This window comes from Conyzicola sp. (genome assembly GCF_046714715.1).
Taxonomy (GTDB): domain Bacteria; phylum Actinomycetota; class Actinomycetes; order Actinomycetales; family Microbacteriaceae; genus Conyzicola.
This window is the reverse complement of the sequence record NZ_JBKKAD010000003.1, coordinates 1-19633: the sequence shown is the minus strand read 5'-3', so window position 1 is coordinate 19633 and position 19633 is coordinate 1. Positions and strand designations below refer to the sequence as shown.

At 69.0% G+C, this 19633-nt stretch carries 14 protein-coding genes and 1 pseudogene; 8 read left to right on the top strand and 7 right to left on the bottom strand.

Annotated features, from left to right (window positions below):
- Positions 1-115: 115 nt before the first annotated feature.
- From ACLQ6X_RS00175 to ACLQ6X_RS00165, 3 genes are all read right to left on the bottom strand, one after another.
- Positions 116-2104 (bottom strand): SpoIIE family protein phosphatase, encoded by a 1989-nt coding sequence (locus tag ACLQ6X_RS00175; RefSeq protein WP_411698141.1) that lies wholly within the window; start codon positions 2102-2104, stop codon positions 116-118.
- A 235-nt stretch (positions 2105-2339) separates the two neighbouring features.
- On the bottom strand, positions 2340-2819 hold the full coding sequence (locus ACLQ6X_RS00170; RefSeq protein WP_411698140.1) for a hypothetical protein: 480 nt from the start codon (positions 2817-2819) through the stop codon (positions 2340-2342).
- A gap of 23 nt (positions 2820-2842) precedes the next feature.
- Positions 2843-3676, bottom strand: coding sequence for an aldo/keto reductase (locus ACLQ6X_RS00165; RefSeq protein WP_411698139.1), 834 nt, complete (start codon positions 3674-3676; stop codon positions 2843-2845).
- Positions 3677-3792: 116 nt separating this feature from the next.
- On the opposite strand from ACLQ6X_RS00165, the gene ACLQ6X_RS00160 reads away from it, so the two are divergent.
- Together ACLQ6X_RS00160 and ACLQ6X_RS00155 are read left to right on the top strand one after the other, a co-directional pair.
- Complete coding sequence (locus ACLQ6X_RS00160; RefSeq protein WP_411698138.1) at positions 3793-4701, top strand: hypothetical protein; 909 nt, start codon at positions 3793-3795, stop codon at positions 4699-4701.
- Entirely contained in the window at positions 4701-5054 is a 354-nt protein-coding gene (locus tag ACLQ6X_RS00155; protein ID WP_411698137.1) for a GntR family transcriptional regulator, read from the top strand. The genes ACLQ6X_RS00160 and ACLQ6X_RS00155 overlap by 1 nt, the downstream gene beginning before the upstream one ends.
- A gap of 93 nt (positions 5055-5147) precedes the next feature.
- Here ACLQ6X_RS00155 and ACLQ6X_RS00150 read toward each other — a convergent pair whose 3' ends face one another.
- Positions 5148-8663, bottom strand: a complete 3516-nt coding sequence (locus ACLQ6X_RS00150) for a bifunctional proline dehydrogenase/L-glutamate gamma-semialdehyde dehydrogenase (RefSeq protein ID WP_411698136.1) — start codon at positions 8661-8663, stop codon at positions 5148-5150.
- Between the two features lie 126 nt (positions 8664-8789).
- Here ACLQ6X_RS00150 and ACLQ6X_RS00145 point away from each other — a divergent pair, with 126 nt between their 5' ends.
- From ACLQ6X_RS00145 to ACLQ6X_RS00135, 3 genes are all read left to right on the top strand, one after another.
- Complete coding sequence (locus ACLQ6X_RS00145) at positions 8790-9674, top strand: LysR family transcriptional regulator (protein WP_411698135.1); 885 nt, start codon at positions 8790-8792, stop codon at positions 9672-9674.
- A gap of 74 nt (positions 9675-9748) precedes the next feature.
- Positions 9749-10411 (top strand): TetR family transcriptional regulator, encoded by a 663-nt coding sequence (locus ACLQ6X_RS00140; RefSeq protein ID WP_411698134.1) that lies wholly within the window; start codon positions 9749-9751, stop codon positions 10409-10411.
- Between the two features lie 41 nt (positions 10412-10452).
- A complete protein-coding gene (locus tag ACLQ6X_RS00135; RefSeq protein WP_411698133.1) occupies positions 10453-11793 on the top strand; it encodes an FAD-binding oxidoreductase in 1341 nt (446 codons plus the stop codon).
- 31 nt (positions 11794-11824) lie between these two features.
- On the opposite strand, the gene ACLQ6X_RS00130 is transcribed toward ACLQ6X_RS00135, so the two are convergent.
- The gene (locus ACLQ6X_RS00130; RefSeq protein WP_411698132.1) at positions 11825-12694 is read right to left on the bottom strand and encodes a DNA-3-methyladenine glycosylase family protein; all 870 of its coding nucleotides are present in this window, start codon (positions 12692-12694) and stop codon (positions 11825-11827) included.
- A 232-nt stretch (positions 12695-12926) separates the two neighbouring features.
- On the opposite strand from ACLQ6X_RS00130, the gene ACLQ6X_RS00125 reads away from it, so the two are divergent.
- A complete protein-coding gene (locus tag ACLQ6X_RS00125) occupies positions 12927-15221 on the top strand; it encodes a glycosyltransferase family 2 protein (protein WP_411698131.1) in 2295 nt (764 codons plus the stop codon).
- A 3-nt stretch (positions 15222-15224) separates the two neighbouring features.
- Positions 15225-16808: a chitinase gene (locus ACLQ6X_RS00120; RefSeq protein ID WP_411698130.1), complete on the top strand. Its 1584-nt coding sequence runs from the start codon at positions 15225-15227 to the stop codon at positions 16806-16808.
- Positions 16809-16841: 33 nt separating this feature from the next.
- Here the strand turns inward: ACLQ6X_RS00120 and ACLQ6X_RS00115 are convergent, their stop codons facing one another.
- Complete coding sequence (locus ACLQ6X_RS00115) at positions 16842-18392, bottom strand: carboxylesterase/lipase family protein (RefSeq protein WP_411698129.1); 1551 nt, start codon at positions 18390-18392, stop codon at positions 16842-16844.
- Between the two features lie 53 nt (positions 18393-18445).
- Here ACLQ6X_RS00115 and ACLQ6X_RS00110 point away from each other — a divergent pair, with 53 nt between their 5' ends.
- Positions 18446-19321 (top strand): rhodanese-related sulfurtransferase, encoded by an 876-nt coding sequence (locus ACLQ6X_RS00110; protein ID WP_411698128.1) that lies wholly within the window; start codon positions 18446-18448, stop codon positions 19319-19321.
- Positions 19322-19414: 93 nt separating this feature from the next.
- Here ACLQ6X_RS00110 and ACLQ6X_RS00105 read toward each other — a convergent pair.
- A pseudogene (locus tag ACLQ6X_RS00105) lies at positions 19415-19633 on the bottom strand (DUF4190 domain-containing protein); the annotation flags it as partial.

The following is a 19633-nucleotide window of genomic DNA, read 5'->3' as shown; positions in this document are numbered from 1 at the left end:
AACCCCGTGGTGATCGCGGTCACGAGTGAGCGCGCAGTCCCGGGACGACTGCGCACGGGCGCCGCACCGCGGTCGTCCCGAGAGTGCGCGCTTACACGGCGCCGCGCTGCGGATTTCACCGGTCGCGTCGGATTACCAGCACGGTGCTGTCGTCCTCGAGTTCCGGTGCCCTATGTGCGAGTTCGGTGAGGTTTGCGGCGAGTGCGTTGGGTGATGCTGCGTCGCGGGCGAGATCAACGACGTAGTCCAGCGTGGCGAGGGTGCCGTCGTAGAGGTCGAGGAGTCCATCGCTGAAGGCGATCAGTGCGTCGCCGGGGTGGAGTATGTCGGAGTGCGTCGTCCAGTCTCCGCCGAGATCGATCCCTAATGGCACGTCTACAGAGGCCAACCGGCCGACAGAGCCGTCGGCGCGCAGGATAAACGCGAGTCCGTGCCCGGCGTCCACATAGTCGAATTCGCCGGTGTCAGCCCGGAGGCGGCCGTGGAAGAGAGTGGCGAACGAGCTCGCGCTGGCCGCCTCGATGGTGAGTGTGTCGGCGGCGCGTGCGACGGCCACGGTGACATCGCCATCGTGACGCGCGCTCCTGAGCGCGGCGCGGGCAGTGGCGGCGATCATCCCCGCCCCCACTCCTTTGCCCATAACGTCGCCGAGCGAGAATGCGAGCCCGCCGTCGACTCGATACCAGTCGTAGAAGTCACCGCCCACGGTCTTCGCCGGGACGCAGGTTCCCGCGACGTCATACCCGGTGAGCGGCGTCAGATTCTTCGGAAGCAGCGCCTGCTGCACTTCGCCGGCCCGCAAGAGGTCCTCGCGGGCGGTCTGCTGCACCCGTTGCTGCTCGGTTATATCGAAGAACTGGACGGCGAGGCTGTCGTGGTCGAGGTCACTGGCCAGACTGGATATCAGCACCTGGACGCTGCGCCCGTCTCGGAGGGTCATAGCGCCCTGCCACTGGGTCCTACGCACCTCGCCGTACTTTCCGATGATCTCGTCGAGCGCCACCAGGCTGTCGTCGCTGAGGTGATCAGCGATACGCACCGGGTCGCCCTCATGCAGTACGAGGAGATCGCGTCCCGCGGAATTCAGCTGATCGACAATGGGTCCCGTGGGCGTCTTCGTAACAACCGCATAGCCGAGCGGCGAGAAATCGAACGCGGCGCGGAACAGGCTCGCGCTCTCCACCACTGTCCTGCTCAGGTGGCGGCGTTGCGCGGTCAAGACAATCAGAGTGAGGGCTACGAGCCCGAACGACAGGTTGAACAGCTGAACCATGAGCACACTCACGTCGGGTGACATCCCGCCGAACGAGAAGGGCCCGCGGCCGAAGAGGCTGAGCGTCGTCACCGCTATGGCGGTGACGACCATGATCCAGAGGGCGCTGCGCGGTGCGAGTCGCGTCGCACCCCAGGTAAGAGGCACACTGACCAGGAACGCGATGGGGAGACCCACGTTGATCCCGAAACAGACGAGTATGACCAGTGCTAGCGCGATCCAGACAGCGACGGACTCGACCCGGCTGGCGACGCCTGGTTCTCGACGACGCGGAATGAGCAGAGGGGCGATAAGGAGCACTCCGGCCGCGTGCGCGGGGACCGTGGCGACGAGGGCCGGAAGGTAGCTGTCGGCACCGCGGAACGCGGCCACGGCTGTTCCCGCAACGGCAGCGAAGGCGACAGATGATGAGAGCGCGCAGAGGAGCAGGCGGTAGAGATCCCCTGCGGTGTTGAGCCGCGGCGCCCGGTCAGAACGCCGCAGAACCGTGGCCCCGACCCACACCTCGACAGCGACCGCGACGCCGATGCAGGCCGCTACTGGGAGCTCACGACCGGCGATCAGGCTCGCCAACCCGGATACCGCGCCCGCCGCGCCTATGAAGGACCAGAGATGCCGCCTCTCGCACCGTGCCGCCACCCCGATTGCGACTCCGCAAGCCGGCCACCACGCCGACCAATCCGTGCCCGGGGGACGCAGCACGATCGACGACGTCGACAACACGAAGATCACGGCCAGAATGGACAGCCCCACAAGCACAGTCCGCAACCGCACCCGTCGCCGCCCATCGGGCCCGATAGCTTCAGGACGTTGCACAGACGCCGCGGTCATGCGGCCGTGCCTACCGATGAGTCCTGCTGCACCCCAGTGTCGAGTATGACTAACGCCATGTGATCCCCCTCGCCCAGCCCTTCCTGAATCTTAGACAGGCCCGGAGCATGCGGAGATTATCTGTAGGGACCCGCGGCGCCGATATCGCGGGTTTCTGCGCAGTCCAGGGACGACCGCGCACGGGCGCCGCACCGCAGTCGTCCCGAGAGTGCGCGGTAACGCGGCGCCGGGCCGGTCACGCGGAGTCGACGAGCAGCCCCACGCGGTCGTCGAGGTACGCGTCGAGCGCGCGCGACTGCGCGAGGTTCGTGGGGTTCCAGCGCACCCGGGCCTCGCCGCCCTCGACGAACAGCGGCGTCGAACGCGCGTCGAGCTCGGCGAGCACGATCTCGGCAGTGTCGAAGTTCACCGTGTCGCCCTCGGCGAACTTCCCCGCGTGGGCGGCGGCCCGGTACCCGCGACGCACCTCGAGGCCCGGCGACTGGTAGCCCGGATACCCCGCCGGCACCGCCCTGGTGATCTTGCCGGTGGCGTGCAGGCTGCCGTCACGCCCGAGCAGCAGAACGCCGAGCGGCCAGACGCGGCCGATCGGCACCATCACGGGCGCGCGCTCCATGCCGAGGATGCGTCTGCGGTGCACGAAGTCGGCGAGCGCCTCGTCCGCGACCCCCGCCTGTTCGAGCCGCAGCACCGCGCGGTCGAGTGACTCGCGCACGTGGTCGCACCCGGCCACCTCGGTCAGTGACCGGTCGTATCGGAGTCGACTCCGGCATCCGGGCCCTGCGACAGCTGCGCGATCAGCGCGAGATCCGCCGACGTCAGCTCGAAGTCGAAGACCTCGAGGTTCTCGGCGAGGCGCTCGGGGGTCTTGCTCTTCGGGATAGCGACGAGGCCCTGCTGCACGTGCCAGCGCAGGATCACCTGGGCCGGAGTGCGCCCGTGCTCGCCCGCGATCTCGAGGATGCGGGCGTCCGTGAGCAGTCCGGTTCCGGGACCGAGCGGGCTCCACGACTCGGTGACGATGCCGAAGTGGTCGTTGGCGGCGCGCTGCTCGGCGCGCACGACGATCGGGTTGAGCTCGATCTGGTTCACGGCCGGGGTGATGCCGGTCTGCTGGATGAGGCGTTCGAGGTGCGCGGGCTTGAAGTTGGAGACGCCGATCGAGCGGGCTTTGCCCTCGTTCAGCAGCTTCTCGAAGGTGCGGAAGGTCGACACGTACTCGTTGCGCGCGGGCAGCGGCCAATGGATGAGCAGCAGGTCGACATAGTCCAGTCCGAGTCGGTCGAGCGACGCGTCGAGGCCGGCGATCGCGCGGTCCTCGCCCTGGAACTGGCCGTCGAGCTTGGTGGTGACGAACAGTTCGTCTCGGGCTACCCCGGTCGAGGCAACCCCGACACCGACGCCGCGCTCGTTGCCGTACTTGGCGGCGGTGTCGATGTGCCGGTAGCCGAGGTGCACCGCCTCGACGATCACCGCGGCGACGGCGTCGTCGTCGAGGGGCCAGGTGCCGAGCCCGATCTGCGGAATCGAGTGGCCGACGTTCAATTGGATGCGCGGGGCGAGAGAGACCATACGTCCAGCCTCGCAGATGGTCACGGACACCGGCCAGCCCGGGCCAACCCTTGACAGCCTGCTTTGTATTGCTACGATGGTACAAAACGACGCACAAACAATCCGAGGAGTAACCCGTGGACGGTCTCACCTGGTTCGTCGCCATTGTCGTCGCGGCGGTGTTGGTGGCGCTCTTCGCCCTGACCTTCGTGCCCTTCTTCTCCCGGTACACCTCCTATCGCTATTCGGTGGACATCCGGGTCGACCTCCCCGCGCGCCTGGAACCCGGGGTCAGCTCCCGCTTCGTCGCACAGGGTCGTGGCGCGACTATCGGCGGCCTGAGCTTCGCCGTCGCCGCGGTGCTCGCGCTGCAGGGCGGGATACTCGTCGGCGACGGACCGTCGTCGTCGCTGTGGCTTGTCTTCGGCGCCGTGCTCGTGGGATCGCTCGTCGGGAGCACCGTCGCCGCTTTCACCGGCAGCACCGCGATCGCGTCGGATCAACCGCGGGTCGCACGGTCACGCGCGGTGAGCGTGGCCGACTACCTCTCCCCGCTGGAACGCGTGGGTGCGTGGGTGCTCGTGGGAGCCTCAGTCGTGGCGACCGTCGCCATGTCGGTGATCGGCGTCGGTGGAGCGGTCTTCCCCGTCGCGCTACTCGCAGGTCTCGGCGCCGTCACACTCGTGATGTTCGAGGTGGCGAGCAGTCGCATCGTCGACCGCTCCCAGCCTGCCGGTTCGACCGCCGATCTCGTCTGGGACGACGCGATGCGGTCATCGATCTTGCGTGATCTGATCTCCGGGTCGCTCGCCCTCGGAGGGCTCGGCCTCATTCTGGGCGCAGTCCAGCTCGCCGGCGTCTCCGCAGGGCTCAGCGCCGCGGAGATGTCGAACATTTCGGGTCCGCTGCTGTCTGGCGTGGGGCTGGTCTTGGCGCTCTACAGCCGCACGGGTCGGCCGCAGCGCTACTTCCTCGGGCGGCTCTGGCCGAACCTGCGCTGGAGCGATACGGCCGAGCCCGCAGACGTCGCGACGGATGCCGCCTGATGCTCACGATCGATCCGAAATCACCGGTGCCGCCGTTCGAGCAGCTGCGCCTGCAGTTCATGGAGCAGGTGCGCGGCGGCGAGTTGGCCGCCGGGGCGAAGCTGCCCACCGTGCGCCGCTTAGCCGACGACCTCGGGCTGGCGCCGAACACCGTGGCGCGCTGCTACCGGGAGCTCGAGCGCGACGGCTTCATCGAGACCCGCGGCCGCAACGGCTCGTTCGTGAGCGCGCAGGGCGACGCGGCCGAGCAGCAGGCGCAGGTGGCGGCGCGGGCGTACGCCGACCGGGTCGCGCAGCTCGGGGTGTCGCCCGCCGACGCTCTCGCCTGGGTGACGGCCGCGCTCAAGCGGTAGCGGGTCGCACGCCCGCAAATGAGCCGGTTCCGGCCCGATGAGCCGACCGCGGTCGAGTCATAGGGCCGGAACCGGCTCATCCGTGAGATTGCGCTAGACGCGCAGGCCGATCATGCCGGCGTCGGGGTTGCCGAAGCGGTGCGCTGTGACGCTCACGGCCTGCTCGCGCAGGAACGGCAGCAGCTCGACGCGTCCGGCCGCGGTGATCTCGCCCGCGTAGATCGCGAGGTCGGGTGTGCCGCCCACCGCGGCGGCGAGAGCCGAGGCATCCCCACCGACGAGGCGCACGCGAGCCGTTGTGACGCCGCCCGCCGCGGCACGCGCCAGCCACGCGGCATCCGACTCGATCTTGACGTCGCGAACGGCGACCGGCGAGGTTCCGCGCGCGACCCGCTCGATGAGCGTCGCGGGCATCGGGATCGCCGAGCTCACGAACACGGGTGCCTTCGCGCGCGTCGCGGCGGAGAGCAGGCGCACGAGCTTGCCGAGCGGTTCGCCTTCCGCCAGACGGAGCGTGACCGGCACGGGGAGGTAGCGGAACACGTTGCGCTCGACCTCGAGACCCGACGCGTCACGGCTGACGCCGAACTCCTGTTCCCACGCCTGCTCGTCGCTGAACGCGCTGCGACGAACGGCGTCGAACTCCAGAAACTCCAGCCCGCTCTGCGCCAGCTTGATGAACGTCGCGACACCGGTGCTGAGGCCGTCGAGACGCAGGTCTTCGTCGGGCTCCGCCGTGACGGCCGACCAGCTGCCGAGCGTCATGAGGTAGTTCGGGCCGCCCGCCTTGGTTCCGGCGCCGACCGAGGAACGCTTCCACCCGCCGAACGGCTGGCGCTGCACGACCGCGCCGGTGATGCCGCGGTTGACGTAGGCGTTGCCAGCTTCGACGTAGGCGAGCCACTTGGCGACCTCGTTCGGGTCGAGCGAGTGGATGCCGGCCGTGAGGCCGTAGGCGCTCGCGTTCTGCATCTCGATGGCGTCTTCGAGCGTGTCGGCGGTCATGATGCCGAGCACCGGGCCGAAGTACTCGGTGAGGTGGAACTCGCTGCCGGCTACGACTCCCTGGCGCACGCCAGGCGACCAGAGGCGACCGTGCATAGAACCGGTCCCGGAGCCCGTCGAGGGGTCGGCCAGCTCGACCGGCTTTACGAGCCACGACTGTCCGGGCTCGAGGGTGGTGAGCGCGCGCAGCAGCTTGCCCTGCGCCGGCTCGATGATCGGGCCCATCTGGCTGAGCGGGTTCTGCGGAACGCCGACCCGCAGCGTGCGTACCGAGTCGACCAGCTGGCGGCGGAACCGCTCCGACTTCGCGACCGAACCGACGAGGATCACGAGCGACGCGGCCGAGCACTTCTGCCCGGCGTGGCCGAAGGCGCTGCGCACGATGTCGGCCGCGGCGAGGTCGAGGTCGCCGCTCGGCGTGACGATGATGGCGTTCTTGCCGCTCGTCTCGGCCAGCAGCGGCAGGTCGGGACGCCACGAGCGAAACAGCTGCGCGGTCTCGTAGCCGCCGGTGAGGATGACGCGGTCGACGGCCGGGTGCGCCACGAGCTCGCGCCCCAGTTCGCCCTCCTCGATGTCGACGAGCACGAGCACCTCGCGCGGCACTCCGGCCTCCCAGAGCGCCTCGACCATGACGGCGGCGGCGCGTTTGGCCTGCGGCGCCGGCTTGATGATGACGGCGCTGCCCGAGGCCAGCGCGGCGAGCACGGAGCCCGCGGGGATCGCGACGGGGAAGTTCCAGGGCGGGGTGACCACGATCAGCCGTGACGGTGTGAACGCGGCATCCGTCACCTTCTGCAGGTCGAGCGAGCGCGCCGCGTAGTAGTGGGCGAAGTCGATCGCCTCGCTCACCTCGACGTCGGCCTCGGCGATCGTCTTGCCGGTCTCGCTCGCCATGACCTCGATGAGCCTGCCGCGGAAGGCGCCGAGCACGTCGCCGGCGTCGTGCAGGATGCGGGCCCTGGCCTCGACGGCGAGCGCCTGCCACCCGTCGGCGGCGTGCACGGTCGCGCCGACCGTGGTGAGCAGCCTGTCGAGGTCGTTGATGCGCGCGGCCTCGATCGTGTCGATACCCAAGCGTGACGTCGCGCTGCGTTCGAGGATGCGCAGACCCCACGCGCGGTTCGCGGCGATGGAGTTGTCGGTGTCGGCCTCGTTGCGGAACTCGTCGAGCGCAACGGACTGGTCGACCTCGGGGGCCGTGCGGTCCTGCACCCGGTGCGAGCCGGGGACCTCGCGGTCCAACGCCTCCATCGACGCGACGAACCGGCCCTGCTCGCGGGCGAAGACCTGTTCGTTGCCGGCGAGCTCGAACAGCCCGCTCATGAAGTTCTCGGTGCTCGCGTTCTCTTCGAGACGGCGGATGAGGTAGCTGATCGCGGAGTCGAACTCGCTCGGGCGCACGACGGGCGTGTAGAGCAGCAGCCCGCCGACGTCTTTCTTCACGGCCTCGGCCTGGCCGGTCGCCATGCCCAGCAGCATCTCGAACTCGATGCGGTGGTCGACTTTGCGCTCTTTGGCGAGCAGCCAGGCGAAGGCGACGTCGAACAGGTTGTGGCCGGCGACGCCGATGCGCACGGCGTCGGTGCGCTCGGGGGTGAACGCCCAGTCGAGAACGCGCTTGTAGTTGGTGTCGGTTTCGACCTTGCTCGACCAGGTGGCGAGCGGCCAGCCGTGCATGGTGGCGTCGACGTATTCCATGGCGAGGTTGGCGCCCTTGACGACGCGCACCTTGATGCCGGCGCCGCCGGCCGCCTTGCGTTCGGTGGCCCACGCGGTGAGGCCCTGCAGCGCGGAGAGGGCGTCGGGCAGGTAGGCCTGCAGCACGATGCCGGCCTCGAGCGTGTGCAGCTGCGGCTGGGCGAGCAGCGCCTCGAACACGGCGACCGTGAGATCGAGGTCGTGGAACTCCTCCATGTCGAGGTTGATGAACTTGGGGGTGGGCGATGCCGCCGCGAGCTCGTAGAGCGGGGTGAGCCGCTCGACCACGCGCGCGACGGTCTCGTCGAACGCCCACATCGACAGCTGGGCCGACACCGACGCCACCTTGACCGAGACGTAGTCGACGTCGTCGCGGCGCAGCAGCTCGAGCGTGCCCGCGAGGCGGCGGTCGGCCTCGTCGTCGCCCAGCACGGCCTCACCGAGCAGGTTGATGTTGAGACGCACGCCGTTCTCGCGCAGGTGCGAGAGCGTCTTGTCGAGGCTCTTCGGCGTCGCGTCGATCACGAGGTGGCCGACCATACCGCGCAGCACCCGCCGCGCGATCGGCACCACGACCCAGGGCAGCGCGGGGGCGACAGCGCCGCCGACGCCGATCGCGGCCCTCAGGTACCAGGGCAGGAATCTGGGGATGCGACGGCTGAGCTGCTCGAGGCTGCGTGCCGCCACGTGCAGGTCTTCGGGCCGCACGACCTTGTCGACGAAGCCGATAGTGAACTCGAGGCCGAGCGGGTCTTTGAGCACCCCGGCGAGGCGCGCGGCGCTCGCGTCGGTTGCGACGTCGGCGCTCTCGGCGAGCCACCGGCGCACCGTTGCGACCGTCTCGTCGACGAGGCCGTCGATCGGGGCGTCTGGCACGGTGTTTTCGGGGCGCTCAATCGACATGCTCACGAGAATAGGCCTCCCTCTGGGGCGGTTGCTGGATTAGGTCAGTGTGCCCCGCGATTCGATAAAGCAAAAGCGAAGGTTTATGCACGATATTGTTTAGATTCACCGAAAGATCGGATGCCCGTGCTCGACCTCAAGAGGCTGCGCCTGTTGCGAGAACTCAAGATCCGCGGAACCATCACGGCCGTGGCCGAGACCTTCTCGTACAGTCCGTCGTCGGTGTCGCAACAGCTCGCCCAGCTCGAGGTGGAGGCCGGCGTGCCCCTGCTCACCAAATCGGGACGGCGCGTGCAGCTCACCCCGCAGGCCGAGGTGCTCGTGGCGCACACGACCCAGCTGCTCGAGCGGGTCGAGCTGATGGAGAGCGAGCTCGTCTCCAGCCTCACCGAGGTGCGCGGCACGGTGCGGCTCGCCGTGTTCCAGTCGGCCGCGCTCGGCATCATCCCGCAGGCCCTCACGCAGCTCGCCGACGAGTATCCCGAGCTGCGGGTCGAGGTGACCCAGCGCGAACCCGAGAACGCCCTGTTCGAGGTGTGGGCGCGGGAGTTCGACCTCGTGATCGCCGAGCAGTACCCCGGCCACGCCGCGCCGCACCAGCCCGACCTCGACCGGGTCGAACTGTGCGTCGACGAACTGCGCCTCGGGGTGCCGTCGGCACGCGGCATCCGCTCTCTCGAAGACGCCGCCCACCTGCCCTGGGTGATGGAACCGCGGGGCACGGCCAGCCGCCACTGGGCGGAACAGGCCTGCCGCCGCGCCGGCTTCGAGCCCGACGTGCGATTCGAGACGGCCGACCTGCAGGCGCACATCCGCTTCGTCGAGTCGGGAAACGCCGTGGCGATCCTGCCGGATCTGGTCTGGTCGGGGCGCACCCCGAGCGTGCAGCTCGTGCGTCTCGACGGGCATCCGACGCGTACGGTGTTCACTTCGGCCCGCGACGCGAGCAAAGACCGACCCACCATCGTCGCCTGCCGGGCCATACTCAATCAGTCGGTCGCGTTCCTCTAGCGACGGCCTCGCTGGCGTTCGTATCCCGGCGAAACGGTAGGCTGACGCCCAAGGAAACACACAGGGAGAATCAAATGAGCACCGACATCGCGGGTGCGAGTGTGCGCCGGATTCCACGCCAGGACCGCAGCGAACAACGCTTCGAACTGATCCTCGACACCACCGCCGCGCTGATCGACGAGGTCGGCTACGGCAACCTCACGACCTCGCTCATCGCGAAGCGGGTCGGCATGTCCGGCCCCGGCATCTACCGTTACTTCGACGGCCTGCAGGCCATCGCCACCGCCCTCGCGACCCGCAACCTGCGCCGCCTGCTGGAACGCGCCACCGAGCTCACCTCCGACACCAGCCTCGAGTGGGAGGCGGCCATGCACGGCCTGGTCGGCGTCTACTGCGACATGTTCCGCTCCGAGCCCGGCTTCCGCTGGCTGCGGCTGGGCGACGCCATCGACCGGCACCTCATCGACGAGACCGAGACCAACCGCACGGTCGTCGCGCGGCACATGGCCAACCACTTCGTGCAGCGCTACGACGTCTTCCCCCGCATCGATCTGCTGGCGCACGTCGAGGTCATGGTCGAGATCGCCGACAGCCTCGTGGCCCGCGCCTTCGTCTCGAACAGCCAGGGCGACGAGTTCTTCATCGCCGAGACGTCGCGCCTGCTCACCCGCTATCTGGGCGAGTACCTCGCCAGCACGCTCGAAGAAGCGGAGCGGCTGCAGAGCCTGAAGGCCTGAAGCCCTTACCCGCGCGGCACCCTTTTCGATAGGGTCGGCGGATGATCGACACCGTGCAGCTCCGTTCACGCATCGCCGGCGTCGTGCTCGGCACCACCGACGAGGGCTTCGCCGCCGAGGTCGCCGGATTCAACCTTGCGATCGAACAGACCCCGGATGTCGCGGTGGGCGCCGCCTCCGCGAGCGACGTCGTCGAGGCGGTGCGTTTCGCCCGCGAGCTCGCGCTCCCCGTGCGGGTGCAGTCGACCGGCCACGGTGCCCACGAGCGGATCACCGACGGTGTGCTCATCACCACCAGACGTCTCACCTCGGTGAAGGTCGACCCAGCCACCCGCATCGCCACGATCGGGGCGGGCGCCCGGTGGAGCCGGGTCATCGCGGCCGGCGCTCCGCTCGGACTCGCGCCCGTCGGTGGCGCGTCACCGACGGTCGGCGTCGTCGGCTACCTCACCGGCGGCGGGTTCGGGCCGCTCTCCCGCAGCCACGGCGTCTCGTCCGACCACGTGCGCGGCTTCACCGTCGTCACCGGCACGGGCGACGTCGTCGAGGCCAGCGCCGCGAGCAACCCCGACCTGTTCTGGGCGCTGCGGGGCGGCAAGTCCGGCCTCGGCATCGTCACCGAGGTGCGCCTCGAGCTCGTCGAACTGCCGTCGCTCTACGCCGGGTCGCTGCTCTTCGAGAACCAGCACATCGAGACGGTGCTGCGCGGCTGGCTCGAGTACACCCGCACCGCTTCCGACGCCGTCACGACGAGCGTCGTGATGCTGCGGTTCCCGCCGATCGACGCCGTGCCGGAGCCCATGCGCGGCAAGAACTTCGCGAGCCTGCGCTTCGCCTATCCGGGCGAGATCGGCGAGGGGCGCCGCCTCGCCGCTCCCCTGCGCGCCCTCGCCCCCGTGTTCATCGACTCGCTCGGCGAGCTGCCGATCGACGAGATCGCCCTCATCCACAACGACCCGGAGGGGCCGACGCCGGCCTGGAGCAACGGAACGCTGCTCTCGCACGGCGACGCGGCCCTCGCCGACGCCGCGTTCGCGGCCGCCGGACCGGGAGCGCGCACCCCCTTCGTCGCCGCCGAGCTGCGCCACCTCGGCGCCGCGACCGCCGTCGATGTCGCGGAGGGCTCCGCCGTCGGCGGACGTTCGGGCCGGTACACGTTCACCCTCATCGCGGCGCCCGAGCCCAGCCTTTTCGAGAACGTCGTTCCCGCGGCGGCCGCGAAGATCTTCGAGGCGTTGCGCCCGTGGGTCAACGCCGAGTCGAACGTCAACTTCTCGAGCCACGGCGGGGCGGGGACGCCCAACTGGTCGCCGGCCGTCGCGGAGCGCCTCGCGGCGGTGCGCGCCCGCTACGATCCCGACCGCGTGTTCGCGCGGCAGTAGCGGCCTCCGCAGTTCGGCGGCGGGCGCGCGGCTAGTGCCTGCGGTGGTCCTGGATCGTCATGCGCGGGCCGAACGTCGGCTTGCGGAAGCCGCTCGCCTCGATGAGCCGCATCACGCGCTGCCGGTGCCCCGCATACGGCTCGAGCAGCTCGAGCATCCCGTCGTCGTCCACCGGTTTGCCGATCAACGCCCAGCCGACCACGGCCGGCAGGTGGTAGTCGCCCACGCTCGGCGAGTCGGGGTCGCCGTGGGCGCGCTGGGTCGTCTCGGCCGCCGTCCACACGCCGACGCCGCGTATCGAGCGCAGCTTCGCCGCAACGCCCGGTCCCCCGCGTCCGTCGGCGAGGGTGCGCTCCAAAGACGAGGCGACGGATGCTGCGCGCATCACCGTCGCCGACCTCTGGGGTCCCACTCCCGCGGTGTGCCACTCCCACGAGGGCACGCGGCGCCAGCGTTCGGCGCTCGGGAACACCCGCATGCCGTCGGGCGCCGGCCCGGGAGGCACGTCCCCGAACTTCGTCAGCAGTGTGCGCCAGGCACGGCGAGCCTCGATGCCCGTCACCTTCTGCTCGAGGATCGCCACGAGCAGCATCTCGAACACCTGGCGCGTGCGCAGCAGCCGCAGTCCCGGGTTGCGGCGCAGCGAGTCGGCGAGGAACGCGTTGCCCGAAACGTCGAGTCCGCTCCAGTCGTCGCCCTTGCCGAGCAGCTCGGGTACACCCGCGATGGCCCATTCCGCGCCGTCGCCCCACGCCGAGGCCTCGACCGAGCCCTGGCGTTCGGCGAGATGGAGAGTGGCGGCGCCGTGGGGAGTCAGCAGCGTTCTCCAGACCCCCGTGACATCCACCCGCATCGTCGGGTCGGCGTGACCGCGACGCAGCGGGCGGAGCGTGCCGGTCATGGCGACTCGGATACGCGGCGTGTAGGTTGTAGTGAAGTGGGGTACAGCGTCCATCGGATCGAGCCTACGTCGATCGGGGGCCGTTCCTACTGTCGACCGCAGCACCCCCCGAACTGGGAGGGGGAACGTTCGGTCTATTTACAGAATGTCACGTTCTACGGGTTTATGATCGCAAGCGAGACCTCCCGAAGTGCGAACCCGAATCGCGCTGGTCTCGCCGAGGAATCCCCTAATGCCTACAACGCCTATGGCCGCGCCCGCTCGAAAGAGACAGTGGGGCGCCGAACGCAGCACCGAACCGCTACCCACGATCCACGTTCGCCCGAGCGACCGTCAGATCGCCATGAGCCGACTCGCCATCGTGGCGACCGTCGCATTCTGGGTGCTCTACGTCGTCTACACGATCCTGCGTCAGTTCATCGACAACGGAACACAGAATTTCCGGTTCACGACCGAGGCCGTGTCGTACGTCATCGTCGTGACGTTCCTCACGTTCTCTGCGCTCATGTACCTCGTCGCGCGCCAGGGCGCGCTCATCCGGTTCCGCGACCACGTGCGCGTGCCCCGCGCCGAACTCGACCGACACTTCGCGCAGAACCACTCGTCGATCACGGTTCTGGTGCCGTCGTACAGCGAAGAACTCGTCGTCATCCGCTCGACCCTCTGGTCGGCCGCGCTGCAGGAGTATCCCGAGATGCGCGTCGTGCTGCTCATCGACGACCCGCCCTTCCCCACCGACACGGCCGTGGCCGCGAAGCTCGATCAGGCGCGCGGCATCGCGTCCGACATCATGGACGCCCTCTCCGAACCGCGCCAGCGCTTCGCCGACGCGCGCATGCAGTTCGAGCTCGAGACGATGGACAACGCCGAGCCGACGATCGAGTCGGTTCGCCAGCTCGCCTACCAGTACTTCTGGGCCGCCGACTGGCTCGAGACGATGGCCGAGGGCGAGAAGATCGAAGACCACGTCGACGAGTTCTTCGCCGACCAGGTTCTGCGCGGCCTGAGCGAGGAACTCGCGCTCGTCGGAACCGCGCTCACCGCGGCGGCCGACCAGGGCGAGACCCCCGCAATCGAGCGCATGGCCGAGCTGTACCGCCGCCTCGATTGGACCTTCGACGCCGAGATCAGCACCTTCGAGCGCAAGAAGTACGCCTCGCTCTCCCACGAGGCGAACAAGGCCATGAACCTCAACTCATACATCGGACTGATGGGTGACAGCTACGACGAGGAACAGACCCCCAACGGCCTCGTGCTGCGCCCGTCGGTCACCGGCGACTTCATCGTGCCCGACTCCGACTACCTGCTCACGCTCGACGCCGACTCGGTGCTGCTGCGCGACTACTGCCTCCGCCTCGTCTACTTCCTCGAGCAGCCCGAGAACGCCCGCGTCGCCGTGACGCAGACGCCGTACTCTTCGTTCCGCGGCGCCGGAACCCGCATCGAGCGCCTCGCGGGGGCGACCACCGACATCCAGCATCTGCTGCACCAGGGCATGTCGTACTACAACGCGGCCTTCTGGGTGGGCGCCAACGCGGTCATCCGTCGTGAGGCGCTCGTCGACATCGTCGAGGTAGAGAACGTCGGCGGCTTCGACATCAAGCGCTACGTGCAAGACCGCACGGTCATCGAGGACACCGAGTCGAGCGTCGACCTCGGAACCCACGGCTGGACGATCGTGAACTATCCCGAGCGTCTCAGCTACTCCGCCACACCGCCCGACTTCGGCTCGCTGGTTGTGCAGCGAAGGCGCTGGGCGAACGGCGGACTGCTGATCATGCCCAAGTTCGTGCGGCAGGTGCGCGAGCGCCGAGCCCGCGGCGAGCGCGTGACCTTCACCGAGATCGCCCTGCGCACCAACTACATGACCTCGATCGCGTGGGCGAGCTTCGGCCTGATCTTCCTGCTGGCGTACCCGTACGACAGCAGGCTCCTCAGCCCCGTCGTGGTGCTCGCCGCCGTGCCGTACTTCCTCTGCATGGGCTTCGACCTGCGCAGGTTCGGCTACCGGTTCACCGACATCGCCCGCATCTACGGATTCAACCTGATCCTGCTGCCCGTGAACCTCGCCGGCGTCTTCAAGTCGATCGAGCAGGCCATCACCGTCAAGAAAATCCCGTTCTCGCGAACGCCGAAGGTCAAGGACCGCACCGCGGCTCCCCTGCTCTACGTCGTCGCGCCCTACGTGATCGTGGCCTTCTCGGTCATCACCCTCTGGCGCGACGTGATTGCGGGCAACTGGGGCAACGCCGCCTTCGCGGGACTCAACGCCTTCCTCGCCCTCACCGCGATCATCGCCTACATCGGCATCTGGAACTCCATCGTCGACGTCTGGATCGCCATGACCGGCTGGCTGTTCGTGCCGGTGAAGCCGAAGACGACCACCACCGCCAGCGCGACAGACGGCGACGCCCCCATCGACTGGCGCTCGGTGCTCTACCGCGGCGACACCGACGGGCTCGGCTCGACGACGATCGCCAATGCCGAACCGCGCAACCCCGCACCGACTCCAAGAAAGGGGGCGTGACCGATGACCACCGTCGAGAATGCTTCCCAGAAGCCGCCGAAGACACGGCGACTCTCCATCCCCCGACTCCTCATCGCCATCACCGTGACGGCCGCGCTCGTCGCGGCCGGAGTGATCGGCGCGCGATCGTGGTACTCCTCCGCGAACACCCCCGAGATCGACCCCTGGTTCGCCGGCTACGTCGACGTCACCGCCACGCCCACCTTCGCGTTCGAGACGCCGAAGAGCGACGCGGCCCAGAACGTGGTGCTCTCGTTCATAGTCGCCAAGGCCGGTGAAGACTGCACCCCGTCGTGGGGCAACGCCTACACGATGGACGAGGCGGCGAACTCGCTCGACCTCGACCGTCGCATCGCCCGGCTGCAGCAGCAGGGGGGCGAGCCGATCGTCTCGTTCGGCGGCCTGCTCAACGACGAACTCGCGACCGCCTGCAGCGACGAGAACAAGCTCGTCGACGCCTACCAGAGCGTGATCGACCGATACTCTCTCACCACGATCGACCTCGACATCGAGGCGGGCAACCTCACCGACAGCGACTCGAGCACCCGTCGCGCCGAGGCCATCGCGAGCCTGCAGAAGTCGCAGAAGGCCGACGGCAAGAACCTCGCCGTCTGGCTCACCCTGCCGGTCGCCCCCACCGGCCTCACCGAAGCGGGAACCGACGCGGTGTCGGCGTTCCTCGACGCCGGGGTCGACCTCGCGGGCGTCAACGTGATGACCATGGACTACGGCGCTAGCCGGGTCGAGGGCCAGAGCATGCTCGACGCGTCGACCGCCGCGCTCGAGCAGACGCACCGCCAGCTCGGCATCCTCTACTCGCGCGCCGAGATCGACCTCACCAGCGACACGCTCTGGACCAAGATCGGCGCGACGCCGATGATCGGCCAGAACGACGTGGAAGACGAGATCTTCTCCCTCGCCGACGCGAAGGCGTTCAACCGTTTCGTGGTCGAGCACCAACTGGGCCGCATGTCGATGTGGTCGCTGAACCGCGACGTCACCTGCAGCCCGAACTACGGCGACACCCGCCGGGTCTCCGACTCGTGCAGCGGCGTGCCGCAGGGCGACGCCTCGTTCGCCGACCTGCTCGGCAAGGGCATCGACGGCGACCCCGTGGTCTCCGCCGCGGTCGTCACCACCAACGAGCCCCTCGCGCCCGTGGTGGAAGACGACCCGGCGACCAGCCCGTACCAGATCTGGTCGGAAGACTCGACGTACCTGCTCGGCACGAAGGTCGTCTGGCACCAGAACGTCTACTCGGCCAAGTGGTGGACGCGCGGCGACCTGCCCGACAACCCCGTGCTCGAGACGTTCGAGACCCCGTGGGAGCTCGTCGGCCCGGTGTTGCCCGGCGAGACGCCCGTGCCGATCCCGACGGTTCCCGCCGACGCCTATCCCGCGTGGGACGGCGCCGTCACCTACAAAGAGGGCGACCGCGTGATCGTGGGCCAGTACGCCTTCGAGGCGAAGTGGTACAACGAGGGCGAGCCGCCCGCGGCCGCGTCGACCGACCCCGACAGCTCGCCGTGGGTGGCCCTCACCGACGCGCAGGTGCAGGAGCTGCTCGACGCCGACACGGCCGAGTAGCCCGCGGTCGACCGGCGCCTTCGTGCCGCGCGCTCAGACGTGCGGCACGAAGGCCTGCCAGGCCTCGCGCCTGCTCGAGCGGGGATCCGGCTCCACCCGGTCGCGCTCGTCGAAGATCAGCGTCTCGCGTGACGCCTCGTCGTACAGCGGCCACTCGGCGCCCGCCCGCCCCGACCGGGCGAACTCGATCCAGTGCGCGCGCATGCGCGCTCCCGTTCTCTTGAAGGCGCGACGGCCGCCCAGAACGCCCATCGCGCGCCCGAACGGGCCATCCATTCGGTCGAAGAGGGCGAACAGCTCGATGCCGTGGGTCGCGTCGAATCCGAGCGCGCGCACGAGCCGCGGTGCGATGTCGAAGCGGTAGAAATACACCGGCGCGAACCGTGAGTGCCGCTCGGCCACCTTCACCGTCGGGTACCAGAACGCGAAGTCGCCCGCGAAGTCGGCCGCGGGACGCTTCGCCGGCAGTCCCGGGTACTCGGCCTTGATCGCCTTGCGCGCCTTCTTCTTCGTGTTCGAAAAGATCGAACGGATGCGAGGGGGCGTCGTCGCGAGGATGTCCAGTCGACCCGTGAACAGCGAGCCCTCACGGTCGTTGGTGCCGATGATGAGCGGAACCCGCATGGCCGTGCCGTTCTTGAACGCGTCGAGCGGACGCGCGGGCAGGAAGTCGCCGTCGATCACCGGGCAGAGCGCGATCGTTCCCGGGTCGCGGTCGGGCGTGAGCAGGGTGAGCTGCACGGCCGCCTCCACGAGGTCGGCCGGGTCGGCGATCGTCAGCATCAGCGCGGCGTCTTCGAGGGTCGTCGACTCCACTCCGGCGGGCTCGAGCCTCTCGGTGAGGAACTCGAGGTACTCGTCGGCCCAGCGCCCCGTCACGTCGGGTTCGTAGAGGGCGTTCGGCGGCGCGCTCTGGGCGATCGCCCGGGCGAAGAGGCCCTGTGCCGCGGGGGTCGCCATCAGCGTCGTCACGGCGTTGCCGCCCGCCGACTCGCCGAACACCGTGACGTTGCCCGGGTCGCCGCCGAACGCGGCGATGTTGTCGCGCACCCACTCGAGGGCCGCCACCTGGTCGCGCAGGCCGAGGTTCGACTCGATCGGCCTGCCCGGCGTCGAGTAGCGCGAGAAGTCGATGTAGCCGAGCGCGCTGAGCCGGTAGTTGAAGCTCACGTAGACGATTCCGCCCTCGCGCACGAGGGTCTCGCCGTTGTGCGGGTGCTCGGCCGACGAGCCCACCGCGTAGGCGCCGCCGTGCACGAAGACCATCACCGGCAGGTTCTCGCCGCCGCCCGCGGGGCGCAGCACGTTGAGGGTAAGGCAGTCCTCGCTCATCACCTGGCCCTTGGCGGCGCCGATGAAGTTTCCCGACCGCGACTGCCAGGCCACCGCGCCGAAGGCACTCGCGTCGCGCACGCCGGTCCACGGTTCGGCGGGGGCCGGTGCCCGCCAGCGCAGGGAGTCGACGGGAGGAGCCGCGAACGGCAGCCCGCGCCAGGCCTCGAGACCGCGCGTGCGCACCCCGCGCGCAGCGCCCTGGGCGACCGTTATTTCGAGGCTGACGGCTGCCGAGGTTCGAGTAGACACTGGCCGATGGTAACTCTTCAGCGTAAACGCGAGGGTGCGACTACCCTCGAACGGTGGCAGTTCCGAAAATCATCCTCTTCTACGGGTTCACCCCGCTCGCGGACCCCGAGGCCGTTCGGCTGTGGCAGCGCGACCTCTGCGAGTCGCTGGGGCTCACGGGGCGCATCCTGATCTCAGCCGACGGCATCAACGGCACTCTCGGCGGTGAGCTGAAAGACGTCAAGCGCTACGTGCGCAAGACGCGCGAGTACGCGCCGTTCAAGAACATCGACTTCAAGTGGAGCGAGGGCACCGGCGACGACTTCCCGCGGCTCAGCGTGCGGGTGCGCGACGAGATCGTGAGCTTCGGCGCTCCCGGCGAGCTGAAGGTCGACGAGAACGGCGTCGTCGGCGGCGGCACACGCCTGACCCCGCAGCAACTGCACGAGCTGGTCGAGCGCAAAGAGGTCACCTTCTTCGACGGACGAAACGCCTTCGAGGCGGAGATCGGGCGATTTGCGGATGCTGTGGTTCCGAACGTTGCGAACACCCGCGAGTTCGTGGCCGAGTTGGACAGCGGGAAGTACGACCATCTGAAGGACCAGCCGATCGTCACCTACTGCACCGGCGGCATCCGGTGCGAGGTGCTGTCGTCGCTCATGGTGAGCCGCGGGTTCGGCGAGGTGTACCAGCTCGAGGGCGGCATCGTGAAGTACGGCGAGGAGTACGGCGATTCCGGCCTCTGGCAGGGCTCGCTCTACGTGTTCGACAACCGCATGTCGATCGACTTCACCGACGATGCGACAGTGATCGGGCACTGCTACCGGTGCGGTGCCGACACGAAGAACATGCAGAACTGCCGCGAGCTCTCGTGCCGTGAGCAGCTCGTCGTCTGCGACCGGCACGCGGCCGAGACGGTGTGCGCCGGGCACGCGCCGCTCTTCGCCTGAGCGGCGGCTTCGCCTGAGCGGCGGCTTCGCCTGAGCGGCGGCCGTTAGACGCAGAACGCCCCGGCCGAAGCCGGGGCGTCGTGGCGGTGACGACTACGGGCAGGTGACGACGCCGCCGGAGATCTCGACGACGGTACCCGATGTAACACCGGCGCAGGCCTCCTGCACCAGCTCGACGGCTGCGATGCCCGCCGTGACCGCGAGAATCACCAGGATGACCTGGATCACGAACAACACGAGGCCGACGATGATCGCGGCGAGCGCGAAGCCGTTGTTGTAGCCGGCCTTCTTCGACTTCGAGCGGGCGACGAA